General features: G+C 62.0%; 14 protein-coding genes and 1 other RNA gene. 7 read left to right on the top strand and 8 right to left on the bottom strand.

The window, feature by feature from the left end; translation table 11 throughout:
* Positions 1 to 3: 3 nt before the first annotated feature.
* From APT63_19205 to APT63_19220, 4 genes are read right to left on the bottom strand one after another with little or no spacing between them, the layout of a single operon-like run.
* Positions 4 to 486 (bottom strand): tetrameric acyl-CoA thioesterase, encoded by a 483-nt coding sequence (locus APT63_19205; GenBank protein AMA47592.1) that lies wholly within the window; start codon positions 484 to 486, stop codon positions 4 to 6.
* Positions 483 to 1,682, bottom strand: coding sequence for a 2-octaprenyl-6-methoxyphenyl hydroxylase (locus APT63_19210; GenBank protein ID AMA47593.1), 1,200 nt, complete (start codon positions 1,680 to 1,682; stop codon positions 483 to 485). Before APT63_19210 ends, APT63_19205 begins: the two co-directional genes overlap by 4 nt.
* Positions 1,679 to 3,013: a Xaa-Pro aminopeptidase gene (locus APT63_19215; GenBank protein ID AMA47594.1), complete on the bottom strand. Its 1,335-nt coding sequence runs from the start codon at positions 3,011 to 3,013 to the stop codon at positions 1,679 to 1,681. Before APT63_19215 ends, APT63_19210 begins: the two co-directional genes overlap by 4 nt.
* Before the next feature lie 23 nt (positions 3,014 to 3,036).
* Positions 3,037 to 3,600, bottom strand: a complete 564-nt coding sequence (locus APT63_19220) for a hypothetical protein (GenBank protein ID AMA47595.1) — start codon at positions 3,598 to 3,600, stop codon at positions 3,037 to 3,039.
* A gap of 152 nt (positions 3,601 to 3,752) precedes the next feature.
* Between APT63_19220 and APT63_19225 the strand changes: the two genes are divergently transcribed.
* The 5 genes from APT63_19225 (at position 3,753) to APT63_19245 (ending at position 5,958) form a co-directional block, all read left to right on the top strand.
* Complete coding sequence (locus tag APT63_19225; GenBank protein ID AMA47596.1) at positions 3,753 to 3,962, top strand: hypothetical protein; 210 nt, start codon at positions 3,753 to 3,755, stop codon at positions 3,960 to 3,962.
* Entirely contained in the window at positions 3,959 to 4,276 is a 318-nt protein-coding gene (locus APT63_19230; protein ID AMA47597.1) for a cell division protein ZapA, read from the top strand. Before APT63_19225 ends, APT63_19230 begins: the two co-directional genes overlap by 4 nt.
* Before the next feature lie 18 nt (positions 4,277 to 4,294).
* Positions 4,295 to 4,473: non-coding RNA, 6S RNA (gene ssrS, locus APT63_19235), on the top strand.
* A gap of 83 nt (positions 4,474 to 4,556) precedes the next feature.
* Positions 4,557 to 5,165, top strand: a complete 609-nt coding sequence (locus tag APT63_19240) for a 5-formyltetrahydrofolate cyclo-ligase (GenBank protein AMA47598.1) — start codon at positions 4,557 to 4,559, stop codon at positions 5,163 to 5,165.
* Positions 5,166 to 5,505: 340 nt separating this feature from the next.
* The gene (locus tag APT63_19245; protein AMA47599.1) at positions 5,506 to 5,958 is read left to right on the top strand and encodes an EVE domain-containing protein; all 453 of its coding nucleotides are present in this window, start codon (positions 5,506 to 5,508) and stop codon (positions 5,956 to 5,958) included.
* Here APT63_19245 and APT63_19250 read toward each other — a convergent pair whose 3' ends face one another.
* A complete protein-coding gene (locus APT63_19250; protein AMA47600.1) occupies positions 5,959 to 6,366 on the bottom strand; it encodes a flagellar basal body-associated protein FliL in 408 nt (135 codons plus the stop codon).
* Between the two features lie 96 nt (positions 6,367 to 6,462).
* The gene (locus APT63_19255; protein AMA47601.1) at positions 6,463 to 7,113 is read right to left on the bottom strand and encodes a calcium transporter ChaC; all 651 of its coding nucleotides are present in this window, start codon (positions 7,111 to 7,113) and stop codon (positions 6,463 to 6,465) included.
* A 486-nt stretch (positions 7,114 to 7,599) separates the two neighbouring features.
* On the opposite strand from APT63_19255, the gene APT63_19260 reads away from it, so the two are divergent.
* Both APT63_19260 and APT63_19265 read left to right on the top strand, forming a co-directional pair.
* On the top strand, positions 7,600 to 10,530 hold the full coding sequence (locus APT63_19260; protein ID AMA47602.1) for a hypothetical protein: 2,931 nt from the start codon (positions 7,600 to 7,602) through the stop codon (positions 10,528 to 10,530).
* The gene (locus APT63_19265) at positions 10,524 to 11,390 is read left to right on the top strand and encodes a hypothetical protein (GenBank protein AMA47603.1); all 867 of its coding nucleotides are present in this window, start codon (positions 10,524 to 10,526) and stop codon (positions 11,388 to 11,390) included. The genes APT63_19260 and APT63_19265 overlap by 7 nt, the downstream gene beginning before the upstream one ends.
* 9 nt (positions 11,391 to 11,399) lie before the next feature.
* Here APT63_19265 and APT63_19270 read toward each other — a convergent pair whose 3' ends face one another.
* Both APT63_19270 and APT63_19275 read right to left on the bottom strand, forming a co-directional pair.
* Positions 11,400 to 12,368 (bottom strand): CDP-6-deoxy-delta-3,4-glucoseen reductase, encoded by a 969-nt coding sequence (locus APT63_19270; protein AMA47604.1) that lies wholly within the window; start codon positions 12,366 to 12,368, stop codon positions 11,400 to 11,402.
* Entirely contained in the window at positions 12,369 to 13,835 is a 1,467-nt protein-coding gene (locus tag APT63_19275; GenBank protein AMA47605.1) for a 3-octaprenyl-4-hydroxybenzoate decarboxylase, read from the bottom strand.
* Positions 13,836 to 13,844: the final 9 nt, after the last annotated feature.

Consider the following 13,844-nt stretch of genomic DNA (forward strand, 5'->3'; position numbering starts at 1 on the left):
GCCTTATGCCTGCCTTGCTCGCGGCTTGAGCCGCACGTAGAGGGTTTTATCGACGCGGGCGACCAGTTCGCCGGAGGCGTCGCGAATATCGACCTGCAGCCGCGGCAGGTGTTTCTTGCCGCCTGCGGTGTGTCGGCGAATGTCGTCGAGCAGGGCATCGTCGAGGTGGAACTCGGCAAAGACCGGGCCCTTGCCCGGGGCGATGAAGTCGATGCTGGCCGCCTTGTCCCAGACGATGTAGTCGCGTCCGAGCTGTTCGATCAGCAGCAGCATGTAGAACGGATCGACCATCGAATACAGGCTGCCACCGAACTGGGTGCCGACGTAGTTGCGGTTCCAGAACGTCAGCTTCATCCGCACCTTGGCGCTGCGCAGGTCAGGCCCGATGGACTGCACACGAATGCCGGCACCCAGGTACGGCGGGTAAAGGTTGATCATCCAGCGCATCAGGCGCGCACGCCAGACGCGCTGGCGCGGTTCTGTCATCGCTCGCCCCGTGGGTCGGGACGCGTGCCCAACCCCATCGCCTGGCGCGCGAACCAGCGTTTGGCCGGCGGCAGCAGGTCGAGGGCCAGCAGCCCCAGGTTGCGCCCGGCGGCGAGCAGGGGCTGGTCGGTCCCGAACAGGCGCGTGACCTGGTCCGAGAAACCGATGGTCAACGCCTGGTCCTGGGTCTGACGCTGGCGGTAACCCTGCAAGGTCGCCAGATCCCCAGGCACCGCAGGACCCGTCAACAGCGCATCGGCCAGCGACTGCACGTCGCGCAGGGACAGGTTGAACCCTTGCCCGGCGATCGGGTGCAGGCTATGGGCCGCGTTGCCCAGCACGACCAGATGGGGCCGGACCTGCTCATCCGACTCGATCAGGGCCAGCGGGTAGACATGCCGTGCGCCTACCTGCTGCAGCCTGCCCAAGCGGTAGCCGAAGACGCCCTGCAGTTCGTCCAGAAACGCGCGATCGTCCACTTCCAGCAGGCGCGCCGTGTCATTGCCGGCCCGGGTCCAGACCAGGGCGCAGCGGTTGTCGGGCAGCGGCAGCAGGGCCATCGGGCCTTGCTCGGTGAAGCGTTCGAAGGCCTGCCCGCAATGGGCTTCACCTGGGGTGATGTTGGCGATCAAGGCACGCTGGTCGTAAGGGCGATGATGGACGTGAATGCCCAGCTGCTCGCGCAGCGTCGAGCGACCGCCGTCGGCCAGCACGGCCAGGTCGCAGTCGAGGTGCGTGTCGTCATTCAGCTGCAGGCGATAACCGCCTTCGATGGCGCTCATCCGGGTGACTTCGGCCGGGCAACGCCAGCTGACCACTTCGGGGTCCAGCGCCTTCCACAATGACTGCCCGAGCCAGGCGTTCTCCACCACATAGCCCAGCGCCGGTACGCCCTCTTCGAGCGCGTCGAGCCGGGTAGAGCCGAAACGGCCACGGTCGGACACCTGGATCTGCCGGATCGGCTCGGCGCGATGGCTGATGGTCTGCCACAGACCGAGTCGTTCGTAGATCTGCCGGGTGCCGAACGACAGGGCCGAGGAACGCGCATCGTAGCTGGGCTGGTAGCTGTCGCCCGGGGCGAAGGGCTCGATCAGCACGATCGACCAGCCGCGGGCCTTGGCACCGGCCTGCAGCGCCACGGCCAGGCTGGCACCGACCAGGCCCCCACCGATGATCGCCAGGCTGAAGCGGCTCATGCGGCAGCTCCACGCGCGGCGCTCATCAGGGCTTCGATCTCGTCCACGGTCTTGGGCACACCTGTGGTGAGGATGTCGCACCCGTGCTTGGTCACCACGACGTCGTCCTCGATGCGGATACCGATGCCGCGCCATTTCTTGGCCACGGCCTGGTTGTCCGGGGCGATGTAGATCCCCGGCTCGACCGTGAGCGCCATGCCGGGTTCGAGCACCCGCCACTGACCGCCGATCTTGTAGTCGCCCACATCGTGCACATCCATGCCCAGCCAGTGGCCGGCACGGTGCATGTAGAAGGCGCGGTGCGCCTCGTTGTCGATCAGCGTCTGCACGTCGCCCTTGAGCAGGCCGAGACGCACCAGGCCTTCGGTGATCACGCGGACGGTGGCTTCATGGGCCTGGTTCCAGTGCCGACCTGGCGCGATCTGCGCGAAGGCGGCGGCTTGCGCCTCGAGCACCAGTTCATAGATCGCCTTCTGCTCCGGCGAGAAGCGCCCGCTGACCGGGAAGGTGCGGGTGATGTCACTGGCGTAGCAATCGAGCTCGCACCCGGCATCGATCAGCACCAGGTCACCGTCCTTGAGCACGGCGTCGTTCTGCTGGTAATGCAGGATGCAGGCGTTGCGCCCGGCCGCCACGATCGAACCGTAGGCCGGCATCTTCGCCCCGCCCTTGCGGAATTCGTAATCCAGTTCGGCTTCGAGGCTGTACTCATGCAACCCGGCACGGCATGCCTGCATGGCGCGCACATGGGCACGCGCCGATACGGCGGCTGCTTCGCGCATCACCTTCACCTCGGCCGCCGACTTGTACAGCCGCATGTCGTGCAGCAGGTGATCCAGGGCGACGAATTCGTTCGGCGGCTGGGCACCCAGGCGGGCCTTGGAGCGGATCACGTTGATCCAGTCCATCAACCGCCGATCGAATTCGGGGTTGCTGCCCATGGCGCTGTAGACACGCTCACGGCCTTCGATCAGGCCCGGCAGGATCTCGTCGATGTCGGCGATCGGAAACGCATCGTCCGCACCATGATCACGCACGGCGCCTTCCTGGCCGGCACGCAGGCCGTCCCACTGCTCGCGCTCGGCGTTGCGCTCACGGCAGAAGAGCACGTACTCGCCATGCTCACGGCCCGGGATCAGCGCGATCACCGCGTCCGGCTCGGGGAAGCCGCTGAGGTACTGGAAATCGCTGTCCTGCCGGTAGACATGCTCGACGTCGCGGTTGCGGATGGCGACGGCCGCCGCAGGCAGGATGGCGATGCTGTTAGGGACCATCTGCGCCATCAGCGCCTTGCGACGACGGACATACTCGGCCTTCGGAATCCGGCTCATGGCTGGAACGCCCCCTTCGGGTGTCAGTGCAACGACGGCTTGGCGGCAGGCTCGGCGGCCTGGGCAGGCTTGGCGAACTCCGAGAACAGCAGCAGCGGCGCGACGCGTAGGTACTCCATGACTTCCATGTAGTCGCTTTCACCGTCCTCGGACTCTTCCAGCGCATCCTGGACCTGGGAAATGGCCACCAAGTCCTGAAGCACCTCGCGCGCCTCCTCGCTGAGCTCCTTGCCCCCGGCATTGAGCCCGAAGCCGGCGGCGAAGCCCTGGCACCACTGGCCCAGGGCCATGGCGCGCTCGCTCAGCGGGGCGTCATCGCCCGGCAGCAGCAGCACGATGGCGATGTCGTCGCCGGTCAGTTCGGCCTTGACCATCTCCTGCAGGCCGACCAGCGCATTGCGCACGGTGTCCTGCGGCTCGACCTCGAGCAGTGCGGCGGCATCGGCCAGCCAGGCCTCGGCGTCGAAACCGGCGCCCGCGCAGCTGCGACCGAGCAGCAGGCCGTGCAGTTCGGCAGGTGAAACGGGGTGGCCATTGCTGCTGAGCAAGGCGGCGAAGGCGGTGTACGGCGATTGGGTATTGGGCATGGGCAACTAGGCGCCAGGCGGCGCAATGACTAGAATGAAGGTCTCGTATCCTAGCACCGGCACGCGCGGCACACTATCGGCACTGGCCGTGAGCGCGCGATCCGGGGCATCATCGCCGGGGACGTGACGACGGAGCGAAGCGAGTGCCATCCATGCAAGAGAACGAGCTGCAAGCGCTGATGAGCCGATTCGAGCTGCTGATCGAGCGTGTGGAGCAACTAAAACGGCGTAATGCACTCCTAGTAGCGCAGGAACGATCCTGGCGCGAAGAGCGCGCCCATCTCATCGAAAAGAACGAGACCGCCCGGCGCAAGGTCGAATCGATGATCTTGCGTCTCAGGGCCCTGGAGCAAGACTCATGAGTTCAAGCAACAACGTCACCGTGCAGATCCTCGACAAGGACTATTCGATCATCTGTCCGCCCGAGGAGCGCAACAACCTGGTCAGCGCCGCCCGCTACCTGGACGCCAAGATGCGCGAGATCCGCAGCAGCGGCAAGGTGATCGGTGCCGACCGCATCGCGGTGATGGCTGCGCTGAACATTACCCATGACCTGCTGCACAAGCAGGACCGTCCGGACGTGGCTGCCACGGGCACGTCCCGCGAGCAGGTCCGCGATCTGCTGGAGCGGGTCGACCAGGCGCTGACCGACGACCCGGATGCAAAAAGCGTTTGAATCTGCGTATACTGGCCACACTCCCTGGTGGATGCGCCAGTCGGTTATGTCCCTGAGCCGATACGCACAACCACGGGGGTTGCACGTGGTGCTGGTGTGCATGTCCGCTCGACGGAAAGCCTTAAAGCGTCCGGCAACCTCCACCTTGAACTTTCGGGTTCAAGGGCTACACCGACAGCGGTTTTACCGGGGAGCCTGAATACGCCGATGCCCGCCCTTGTGGCGGGCATCTTGTTATCTGGCGCAGGCTGCGCCAGCACTGCCCCGAGACGCCCGTGCCATGACCGACACCGCGCCGCTCACCCGCCCTCAGCTACGCCGCCTGCTGCGCACCGCGCGCCGTGCCCTGACACCCGCTGAACAGCACCAGGCGTCACAGGGTCTGTACCGCCAGCTGGCCCAGCACCCCTTGTTCAGACGCGCCCGGCACATCGCTCTGTACCTACCCAACGATGGCGAGATCGATCCGCGCCCGCTCCTGCGCGAGGCCCAGCGTCGTGGCAAGCACGTCTATCTGCCGGTCCTGCATGCCTGGCCACGCACCCGCATGGCATTCCAGCGCTTCGAACGTGGCGAGTCGTTGCGTCGCAACCGGTTTCGCATTCCGGAACCTGTGATCAACCGCAGGCGCCAGCGTCCGACCTGGGCGCTCGACCTGATCCTGCTGCCCCTGGTGGGCTTCGATGAACACGGCGGACGCCTGGGGATGGGCGGTGGCTTCTACGATCGCAGCCTGGCCTACCAGCAACGTCGGACGACGTGGAAGAAACCCCGGCTACTGGGGCTGGCCCATGAATGCCAGAAGGTCGAGCGGCTGACTCAGGCCAGTTGGGATGTACCGCTGACGGGGACGGTCTCGGACCGTGAATGGTACCTGGTGCCGGCATGACCGGCACGGGCGGGGCGACTCAACGCACAGACTGATCTTGCACCGCGGACGCCTGGTACGAGGCGTCTACCTTGCGCTCCAGAAAGCTCTGCGCATAGCCCGTGGTGACCACACCCAGGCCAAAGATCAGCACCAGGATCCACAGTGGATCCGTCTTGCGTCGGTTCATCGATTGCCCCCCTCGGGCAAACTGATTCGCCCCACGTCCACGATGGCCGCAGGTGCGTAGCCCTGAAAACGGGCGCATTCTCCGACAACCCGAGTCGACAATCAAATGCTGGCGTCAACCGACTGTCGGTTTGATGCAACGAGTTATTTCAAATAATGTCAGGACTGCGCGATGACTTACTGGTTGATGAAATCAGAGCCCGATGAGCTTTCCATCCAGGCGTTGGCCCGCTCGAGCGGTGCGTGCTGGGATGGCGTACGCAACTATCAGGCACGTAACTTTCTGCGCGAAATGGCCGCAGGCGACGAGTGCTTTTTCTACCATGCCAGCTGCCCGCAGCCGGGCATCGCCGGCATCGCCCGGGTGACCACTGCGGCCTATCCCGACCCAAGTGCGCTGGCACCTGACAGTCCCTACTTCGACTCCAAGGCCAGTGTGGACAAGAACCCCTGGAGCGCCGTGGATGTTTGCCACGTACGCACGTTCGCACGCGTGCTACCCCTGGGTTTGCTGAAGCAGCAGGCCGCGCTGGCGGCGCTGCCACTGGTGCAGAAAGGCAGTCGTCTTTCGGTGATGCCCGTTACTGCCGAGCAGTGGCAGGCGATCCTGGCGCTCGCGACGTGATCACTGGACGATCAGGTTGTTGAACAGCACGTCCTCGACGATCGGCTTGCCTTCTTCGGTCTCGAGGACCTGCTGGACCTGCTTGAGCGCTTCCTGACGAAGCTTTTCCTTGGCCTCGACCGAGCTCATGTCATCCACGCCCTGCTGGGCGAACAGGCCGACCAGCTGGTTGCGAATCAACGGCTCGTGGTGCTTGACCGCCGCCGCTGCCGCATCCCCGGTAACACGCAACGCCACATCGGCCTTGTAGACGCGCAGGCGTGGCCCGCCATCAAGCGCGTAATTGCCCACCAGGGGCGGGGTCAGGGTGATGTAGGCGACCTTGGGCGCGCCTTCTTTCTCTTCCTCGGCCGCCAGGGCCACGCCTGGCAACAACAGGGCCAGTACCAACAAGATCCGCGCGTTCACGTTCGCTCCTCATGCAAATGACGTCAGCATACCCGAGACACACCGACCTGCCCTGTTATCGGCGGCAACCGGCAAAGCAGGAGGTCGACGGCCCGATCAGGCCTGGAGCAGACCATGGCACCGACGGAAGCGTGCCTCAAGGCTGCGGTCCGGCATCTGATGCACGCGCAAGGCATCGAGCGTCTGCTCCACGTATTCACGGGTCGTGCCGTAGTGCCCTTTGGCCGTGGCCAGGATCTGGCTCAGCAAGGTATCGGGCAGGTTTCCAGCGTAGCAGGGCAAGTGCCGCTCCAGCACGAAACCCAACGCCTGGATACGCGTGCCATCGGCCAGTCGGCAATTGAGCCAGTGAGGGCGATAGGCAGGGTAAGGCATTTCACGCTGCCACAAGGCCAACAAGGCGGCTTCCAGGTCGGCCTCATCCAATCGGTAGGCCACGCCACTGCACGACCCTCCCCGATCCAGGCCGAACACCAGGCCGGGTTGCTCGGGCGTACCACGGTGCGCATGGGACCACAGGTACAGCCCACGGTGATAACCATGCACACGTGCGCGCTGACGCTCGAGGGACTTGCACTCCGGCCGCCAGATGAGCGAGCCATAGGCGAAGAGCCAGACCGGGCCGCCACGGTGCTGGGCCATGGTGCTCTGCATCGATGCCACGAGTTGTTCAGGGGTGTGCTGCAGGCCGAAATCGAGGGAAGGGGGATACGTCGGTTGCCAGCTGGAGGCTTGAGTCGATGACATCGTGGCGCTCGTCCTTTCTCCGTGACCGTGGAAGGCCGTAATCTACCTGAAGGGGTCGTCGTGGTTCCAAGTTATAACAAAAATTCCGACGGCAGGCAGGAGAAGGCATCGCTTTGGATAATCTAATTTCTTATATCGATAGCGCCAAAATATGAGAGGGCATTGATGTACCCAAGCCACGTCGATGATTACTTTTCACATAGTGGGGAAACTTCAACCTCGAATTGCGCAACTTCAAGTCTGTCGTGCCATCAGGCCCCAAGAAATTTCCCACGGAATTTTAAGTAGGCTCCGATAGCAGCACCTTAGCCGGCTCTTCATTCTTCGTGCACATCCATGCACGGATGCTGATCATCGCCGCCTGCCAGGCGCTGAGCGTCCGCAACGAAGGCACTTTCCATGATGACCGGTGCACGCATGCACGCCCTGTCTCCGCCCAACTGTGGCTGGAATCGAATTCCGATTCTTCCCATTCGCTATGCCGTCGTGCCACGCGACACCGAGTCAGGCAGTACGCGCTATGCCGACTCTGGCTATGCCTTGGATACAGCATTCCCTGCCCTGAAGCGATCGGTCTACACCCTGCGGGCGCTACGGCCTGGTTATGTGTACGTCTTCATGAAAGGCCCGGAGGGTGAGCGACTCGTCATCCACGAACACGACGGCGAAGGCCATTTCAAGGAACTGAAGTATCAGGGGCTGGAGTGCTATCACCGCCGTGACTGCTTCGTGTCCAACCGATCCTTGGGCTGGGTATGGGTCGAGCACGACGAGGCCAGGGCCGCGGAAATCTGGATTGGCTACAGCTCGCACCTGTGGACCAATGCCATGACGGCCAGGCTGTGTGCCAGCCAGGCGATGCGCAGTCGCCATATGCGACGACTCGATCTTGTCGAGCTGCTCAGCGGCGAGTCATCCCCGTCGACCCAGCCTCACGTTCTGCCTGCCGATGCGCTCGTTCAGTGGGTGGAAGATTACAAGCCCGCTGGCCAACGGATGCCGCTGTTCTGGAGCTGTCACGAGAGCAGTCCTGATCTGACGCCCTATACCTTCCTGAGCCTGCGCACCCATTACCCTTGCCTGACGCCACGTGTGCCTGCCGTCGTCGCACTCAACGATGCCGAAGGCATCGGCCTGGACCTTGGCCTGTCGGTCTCGGCGTATCAGCACCAGGTGCGCGATCTCATGCCCACACCGGTACACATGCGTTTCGATGACCCCAGTCAGAGCACCCACGATGCCGTGCCCTCGTGCTTTTACAAGACTTCAGGGGTGCTGAGCGCGGACAGTCAGGACTATCACCGCAAGGACATGATCGCCTTTCTGATCGAGCAGACGCTGGAAAGCTTGTATGAGCAGAAACGTACACCTGCCGGGCTGATGACAGGTGAGCGTTACCGGTCGAAGAGACGCAGCGACGACCGATATTATCAAGGCTCCCCAAGCCAACAACGGTATGAAAAGCTGACCGACCCCCGTGCTTCGCCCCAAGGCGCACGCTTGGCAGAACGGCTGGACGTCGAAAAATACTGGGCGTTCCTCGGGCAGCGTGACCGGATGCAGAGCAAGCGGATGGAACTGCAAGCTATCGCCTTGGAGGCGACCTACGATCATGATGTGTGGCTCGCTTCTGCAGAGGTCGGCTCACTGGAGAACAACCGCAGCCTGGCTGCAGCCCTGGCTACCTACGACCGCGACAATCGGGACTCGGCCACGAGTCTGGAAACGCTACTCGCTTTATTGATCCACCCCATGAGTCAGACTTTGCCGGGGACAGAGGACGAAGACCCACGTTTCAAACGGCTTGAGAGGTGGCTGGACCATGAAGATAGCCCGTTGTACGTCGCATTGGCGCCGTTCAATCCATTCAAAGATCGCGCAGACGCAGTCGCGACGCTATTGAGCGCTAATGCAGGTGTCATTGAGGGTATCGGCGGGCAGTTTCCAGCGCTTGCTGGCACAACCGACTTGACCGCAGAGTCGGTCAGTACGGTTGTGCTCAAACGTATGCGTGGCCAAACGCGTTGGAACGCTAGCCATACCTTGCATCAGCAACTATTGGCGGCTGCGAACGACACCAACGCAGTAAAAGCACTTGGCTTACTCGTCGCACGCTATGAGATAACGGACACCTACATAAAGTCTGACACGTTCAGCAGCGAGATAAAACGCTTCATCGAAGCCGGCATGGCTGAAGTCAAGAAAACCACCTCATTGCACATCCAGGGAAGCCGAACGGTCACCCTTCAAGAGACCACAACGCTCAAAGTGAAGCCCACACGGCTGCTAGTGGCAAAGTCAGGCAGCCTCAGCGCTCTAAACATAGGCGCGCTCTGGTTCAATATGATCAATTTGAAAGCGGCCTACCATAACGCCGTCGCCATTGGCGGCATCGAACACACCACCAGCTTCGCTTCTGCGCTGTTTGCCACCTCGGGGTCCATCAGCGCTTCCATCGCCAGCGGCTATTCTCTCAATGAAATACTCAGGCTGCGGAAAGATCTTTTGATCAAAGAGAGCGGCTTTGCAAAAAGCACTGTGAAGCTCATCACAAGCAAAATTTATACACGTGCATTAGGTTACCCAGCCATACTTTTGGGATTGGCTTCCGACCTCAGCAGAGCAGCCCGACAACGTCGAAACGGTGATAGCATTGCCGCCTTATATTCTTTTGGCGGCGGCATCGCATTTGCACTAGGCAACGGGTTAGTCTTGGAAGGAGGGTTAGCAGCACTGGGACTAACCACATTAGCATCTACCGCAGGCCTGATTGTCTCAACCGTTATCCTAGTTGGCGCTGCTTTTATCATGGTCGGTCTTATTCTTATTTCAAAGTCCAATGACCGTATCCATACACCTACCGAGCTATGGATCGCACGGAGCATTTTTGGAAACAAATTGAACGACGGAGAAGTTCGTGAAGGCATAAGACTTACTTACGACAAAAAGCTTCCTGATTACAAAAGCTTATCTGAAGAGCTGATAAGTTGGCATGCTATCTACCATGCACCGCTCTTACTAGAAAAAATTGAAATAACCTGCATCGCACGCACAATAGAAACCGCCTGGCATGACGCTATACCCATAACGCCTCTAGGCACCTCCGTACCTTATAGCAAGACCTTCTACAGCAAGCCAAGCATTGCTGAATTCACTGTTCTTCTTAGAGGTTTCATGCTGGGTGAAAGCAAATGGGAAGCCAATGCCGAAGGCATTCACGCGAGGAAGGCCACAACTGAAACGGTTATTTACAATGTCGAGGCTTTTGAAACAGCTCAGGGATTGATCTTGAACTTTGAATGTCGCGCAACAGACCTCAAGGAAGTATCTCTTCATGTCCATTATACACCTAGCCACCCTTTAACGAACAGCGAGTCCATTCACCGCACCTTCACGCTAGGAAAATACCCATGGTAGCTGAAAGACATATTAATATGCCTCGCAGTTTGACCAAGCCAAAGATATCCGATCAGCTGATAAGCATGGACAAACGCATTTTATGCCTGCGAAACCCCTGGATCGAAGACTCCGCATTCATGGGCAAGCTCTATTGCTCCTGGGCGCTTATCTCATTTATTGGGCTTCCTGCTATCCTCTTGCATGACAGCGACTTCGATCCTTTCCTGATCTATTTAAGCCTGGCCAGCCTCAGCGTCCCCTTGATGCTCGCGCTCTTCTTGCTCTACCGCATCTACCTCCTCAAAACCCTCTCGCACTTCTTCTTCGACAGAGAACTGCAAGTCATCACCACATGGCGTGGTAAAAAACCGTTCGTCTGCCAGTGGAAAGACGCGGAGCTATACCCTTCTGCCCGCGTAGGTTTCAATGGCGCCGGTATCGGCACGGCGCAGTCCCTGGTGATCCGGGACACGGCCAATCCGTCGAAGGGCTTGCTGGATATCTTCATCTGGATAGACGGCAATACCGCCAGCACGCCAGACGCCTCGAACGTGCTGTCCGTGCAGGCCTACATCGAACACTTCATGGACCACGGCCCTGAAGGGCTGCCGCCCCCGGCAGAGGGCAACTGGGGCCAGGTCCCCAACCAGCGCATCTACCTGACGCCCCGGGAGGCCCTGCGGCATTACGTGCCCTGGCGCACCGGCGAGCCGTGGGAAGAGCAGCTCAAGTACAACGGGTTACTCCCTGTCTGGTGCGTACTCTTCCCCTGGAACCTGTATGGCGCGCTCTGCTGGTATGCGACCTGCCGCCTGTTCAACCTTCGGCAGGCGCCGGCCTGGGCGCCGGATACGGTCTATTGCCCGGCCGAACGCTGAGGGCTGTCGTCAAGCCCGTGGGGCATAGGCGAACACGTCCGCGCGCATCCGATGCGCATCCATGCCGGCCTCGACCAGTGCATCGAGGGTGGCGTAGATCATGTTCGGCGAACCGCTGGCGTACACGTGGACCTGGTTGAGGTCGGCGATGTCTTCGCGCACGGCTTCATGCAGCATGCCGCAGCGCCCTTCCCAGCCACACAGGTCGCTGACGACCTGATGCAGGTGCAGGTTGGGTAACGCCTCCCACTCGGCCCAGTGTTCGAGGGTGTAGAAGTCTTCCGGACGGCGCACGCCCCAGTACAGGTGCACCGGGTGTTCGAACCCCTTGGCACGGCAGTGCTCGATCAGGCTGTGCATCTGGGCCATGCCGGTACCGGCGGCAATCAGCACGAGCGGGCCGTCAGGCAGTTCGGCCAGGTGGGTATCGCCAAAAGGCATTTCCAAGCGTGCCATCTGGTCGCGCTGCAGTTGGGCGATCAGCTGGCGTGTGCTGTCTTCGCGTGCCAGCACGTGAAGCTCCAGCTCACGACCACGGTGGGGGGCCGAGGCCAGCGAAAACGCGGCCTTGCTCGCCCCGTCACGCTCGATCATCAGGTACTGGCCGGCGTGGTAGCGCGGTGGCTTGCCGGCCGGGGCGAGCAGGCGAACACGCCAGACATCGCCGCCCATGTCGCGACAGTCGCTCAGGGTACAGGCCAGGGCGCGTACCGGCAGCTCGCCCAGGGCCAGCACACCGTCCCACAGCAGCACGCAGTCTTCCAGGGGCTCGGCGATGCAGGTGTACAACTCCCCGTGGTCACGCACCTCCCCTTCCTGGCGAATCCGGCCCTCGACCAGCAAGGCTGCGCAGACGTGACAATTGCCATTGCGGCAGCTCTGCGGGCAGTCATAGCCCAGGCGCCGCGCGGCCTCCAGAATCCGTTCTCCCGGTTTCACCGCCAGCACGGCGCCGGACGGCTGCAAGGTTACCTGCATTCAATCGATTCCCAACTGATCCCACAGCTCGTCGATACGGCGAGTGACGGCATCATCCTTGACGATGACCCTGCCCCACTCGCGCGTGGTTTCGCCTGGCCACTTGTGGGTCGCGTCCAGGCCCATCTTCGACCCCAGGCCCGATACCGGCGACGCGAAGTCGAGGTAGTCGATCGGCGTGTTGTCGATCAGCACGGTATCACGCTTGGGATCCATGCGGGTGGTGACCGCCCAGATCACGTCGTTCCAGTCGCGGGCGTTGATGTCGTCGTCGGTCACGATGACGAACTTGGTGTACATGAACTGGCGCAGGAACGACCAGACCCCCAGCATCACCCGCTTGGCATGGCCGGGGTACTGCTTCTTGATGGTCACCACCGCCATGCGGTACGAGCAGCCTTCGGGCGGCAGGTAGAAGTCGACGATTTCCGGGAACTGCTTTTGCAGGATCGGCACGAACACTTCGTTCAAGGCCACACCAAGGATCGCCGGCTCGTCGGGCGGCCGACCGGTATAGGTGCTGTGGTAGATCGGACGCAGGCGGTGGGTGATGCGCTCGACCGTGAACACCGGGAAGCGGTCCACTTCGTTGTAGTAGCCGGTGTGGTCGCCGTACGGGCCTTCGTCGGCCATTTCGCCAGGGTGGATCACCCCTTCGAGCACGATTTCCGCACTGGCCGGTACCTGCAGGTTGCTGCCGCGGCATTTCACCAGCTCGGTGCGATGACCGCGCAGCAAGCCTGCGAAGGCGTACTCCGACAGGCTGTCGGGCACGGGAGTGACCGCTCCCAGAATGGTCGCCGGGTCGGCGCCCAGGGCCACGGCCACGGGGAAGGGTTCGCCGGGATGCTTTTCGCACCATTCGCGGTAGTCCAGCGCACCGCCCCGGTGGCTCAGCCAGCGCATGATGACCTTGTTGCGGGCGATCACCTGCTGGCGGTAGATGCCCAGGTTCTGCCGTTCCTTGTTGGGGCCGCGGGTCACGGTCAGGCCCCAGGTGATCAGCGGCGCGACATCGCCAGGCCAGCAGTGCTGGACAGGCAGCGCGCCCAGGTCGACGTCGTCGCCTTCGATCACGATTTCCTGGCAGGCCGCGTCCTTGAGCACCTTGGGCGCCATGGAGATGATCTTTTTGAAGATCGGCAGCTTGGACCAGGCGTCCTTGAGGCCCTTGGGCGGCTCGGGCTCCTTGAGGAAGGCCAGCAGCTTGCCGATTTCCCGCAGCTCGCTCACCGACTCGGCGCCCATGCCCAGCGCCACGCGCCCGGGCGTGCCGAACAGGTTGCCGAGCACGGGCATGTCGAAACCGACGGGGTTCTCGAACAACAGCGCCGGGCCCTGCTTGCGCAAGGTCCGGTCGCAGATTTCGGTCATTTCCAGCACCGGTGATACCGGCACCGCAATGCGCTTCAGCTCGCCGCGCTGCTCTAGCTGCCGCACGAAGTCCCGCAGATCCTTGAATTCCATCGCCCAGGT

Source organism: Pseudomonas monteilii (assembly GCA_001534745.1).
Taxonomy (GTDB): Bacteria; Pseudomonadota; Gammaproteobacteria; order Pseudomonadales; family Pseudomonadaceae; genus Aquipseudomonas; species Aquipseudomonas alabamensis.

Coding starts and splice junctions, on each gene's coding strand:
- APT63_19205 (AMA47592.1), bottom strand. CDS start 486: ATGACAGAACCGCGCCAGCGCGTCTGGCGTGCGCGCCTGATGCGCTGG.
- APT63_19210 (AMA47593.1), bottom strand. CDS start 1,682: ATGAGCCGCTTCAGCCTGGCGATCATCGGTGGGGGCCTGGTCGGTGCC.
- APT63_19215 (AMA47594.1), bottom strand. CDS start 3,013: ATGAGCCGGATTCCGAAGGCCGAGTATGTCCGTCGTCGCAAGGCGCTG.
- APT63_19220 (AMA47595.1), bottom strand. CDS start 3,600: ATGCCCAATACCCAATCGCCGTACACCGCCTTCGCCGCCTTGCTCAGC.
- APT63_19225 (AMA47596.1), top strand. CDS start 3,753: ATGCAAGAGAACGAGCTGCAAGCGCTGATGAGCCGATTCGAGCTGCTG.
- APT63_19230 (AMA47597.1), top strand. CDS start 3,959: ATGAGTTCAAGCAACAACGTCACCGTGCAGATCCTCGACAAGGACTAT.
- APT63_19240 (AMA47598.1), top strand. CDS start 4,557: ATGACCGACACCGCGCCGCTCACCCGCCCTCAGCTACGCCGCCTGCTG.
- APT63_19245 (AMA47599.1), top strand. CDS start 5,506: ATGACTTACTGGTTGATGAAATCAGAGCCCGATGAGCTTTCCATCCAG.
- APT63_19255 (AMA47601.1), bottom strand. CDS start 7,113: ATGTCATCGACTCAAGCCTCCAGCTGGCAACCGACGTATCCCCCTTCC.
- APT63_19265 (AMA47603.1), top strand. CDS start 10,524: ATGGTAGCTGAAAGACATATTAATATGCCTCGCAGTTTGACCAAGCCA.
- APT63_19270 (AMA47604.1), bottom strand. CDS start 12,368: ATGCAGGTAACCTTGCAGCCGTCCGGCGCCGTGCTGGCGGTGAAACCG.
- APT63_19275 (AMA47605.1), bottom strand. CDS start 13,835: ATGGAATTCAAGGATCTGCGGGACTTCGTGCGGCAGCTAGAGCAGCGC.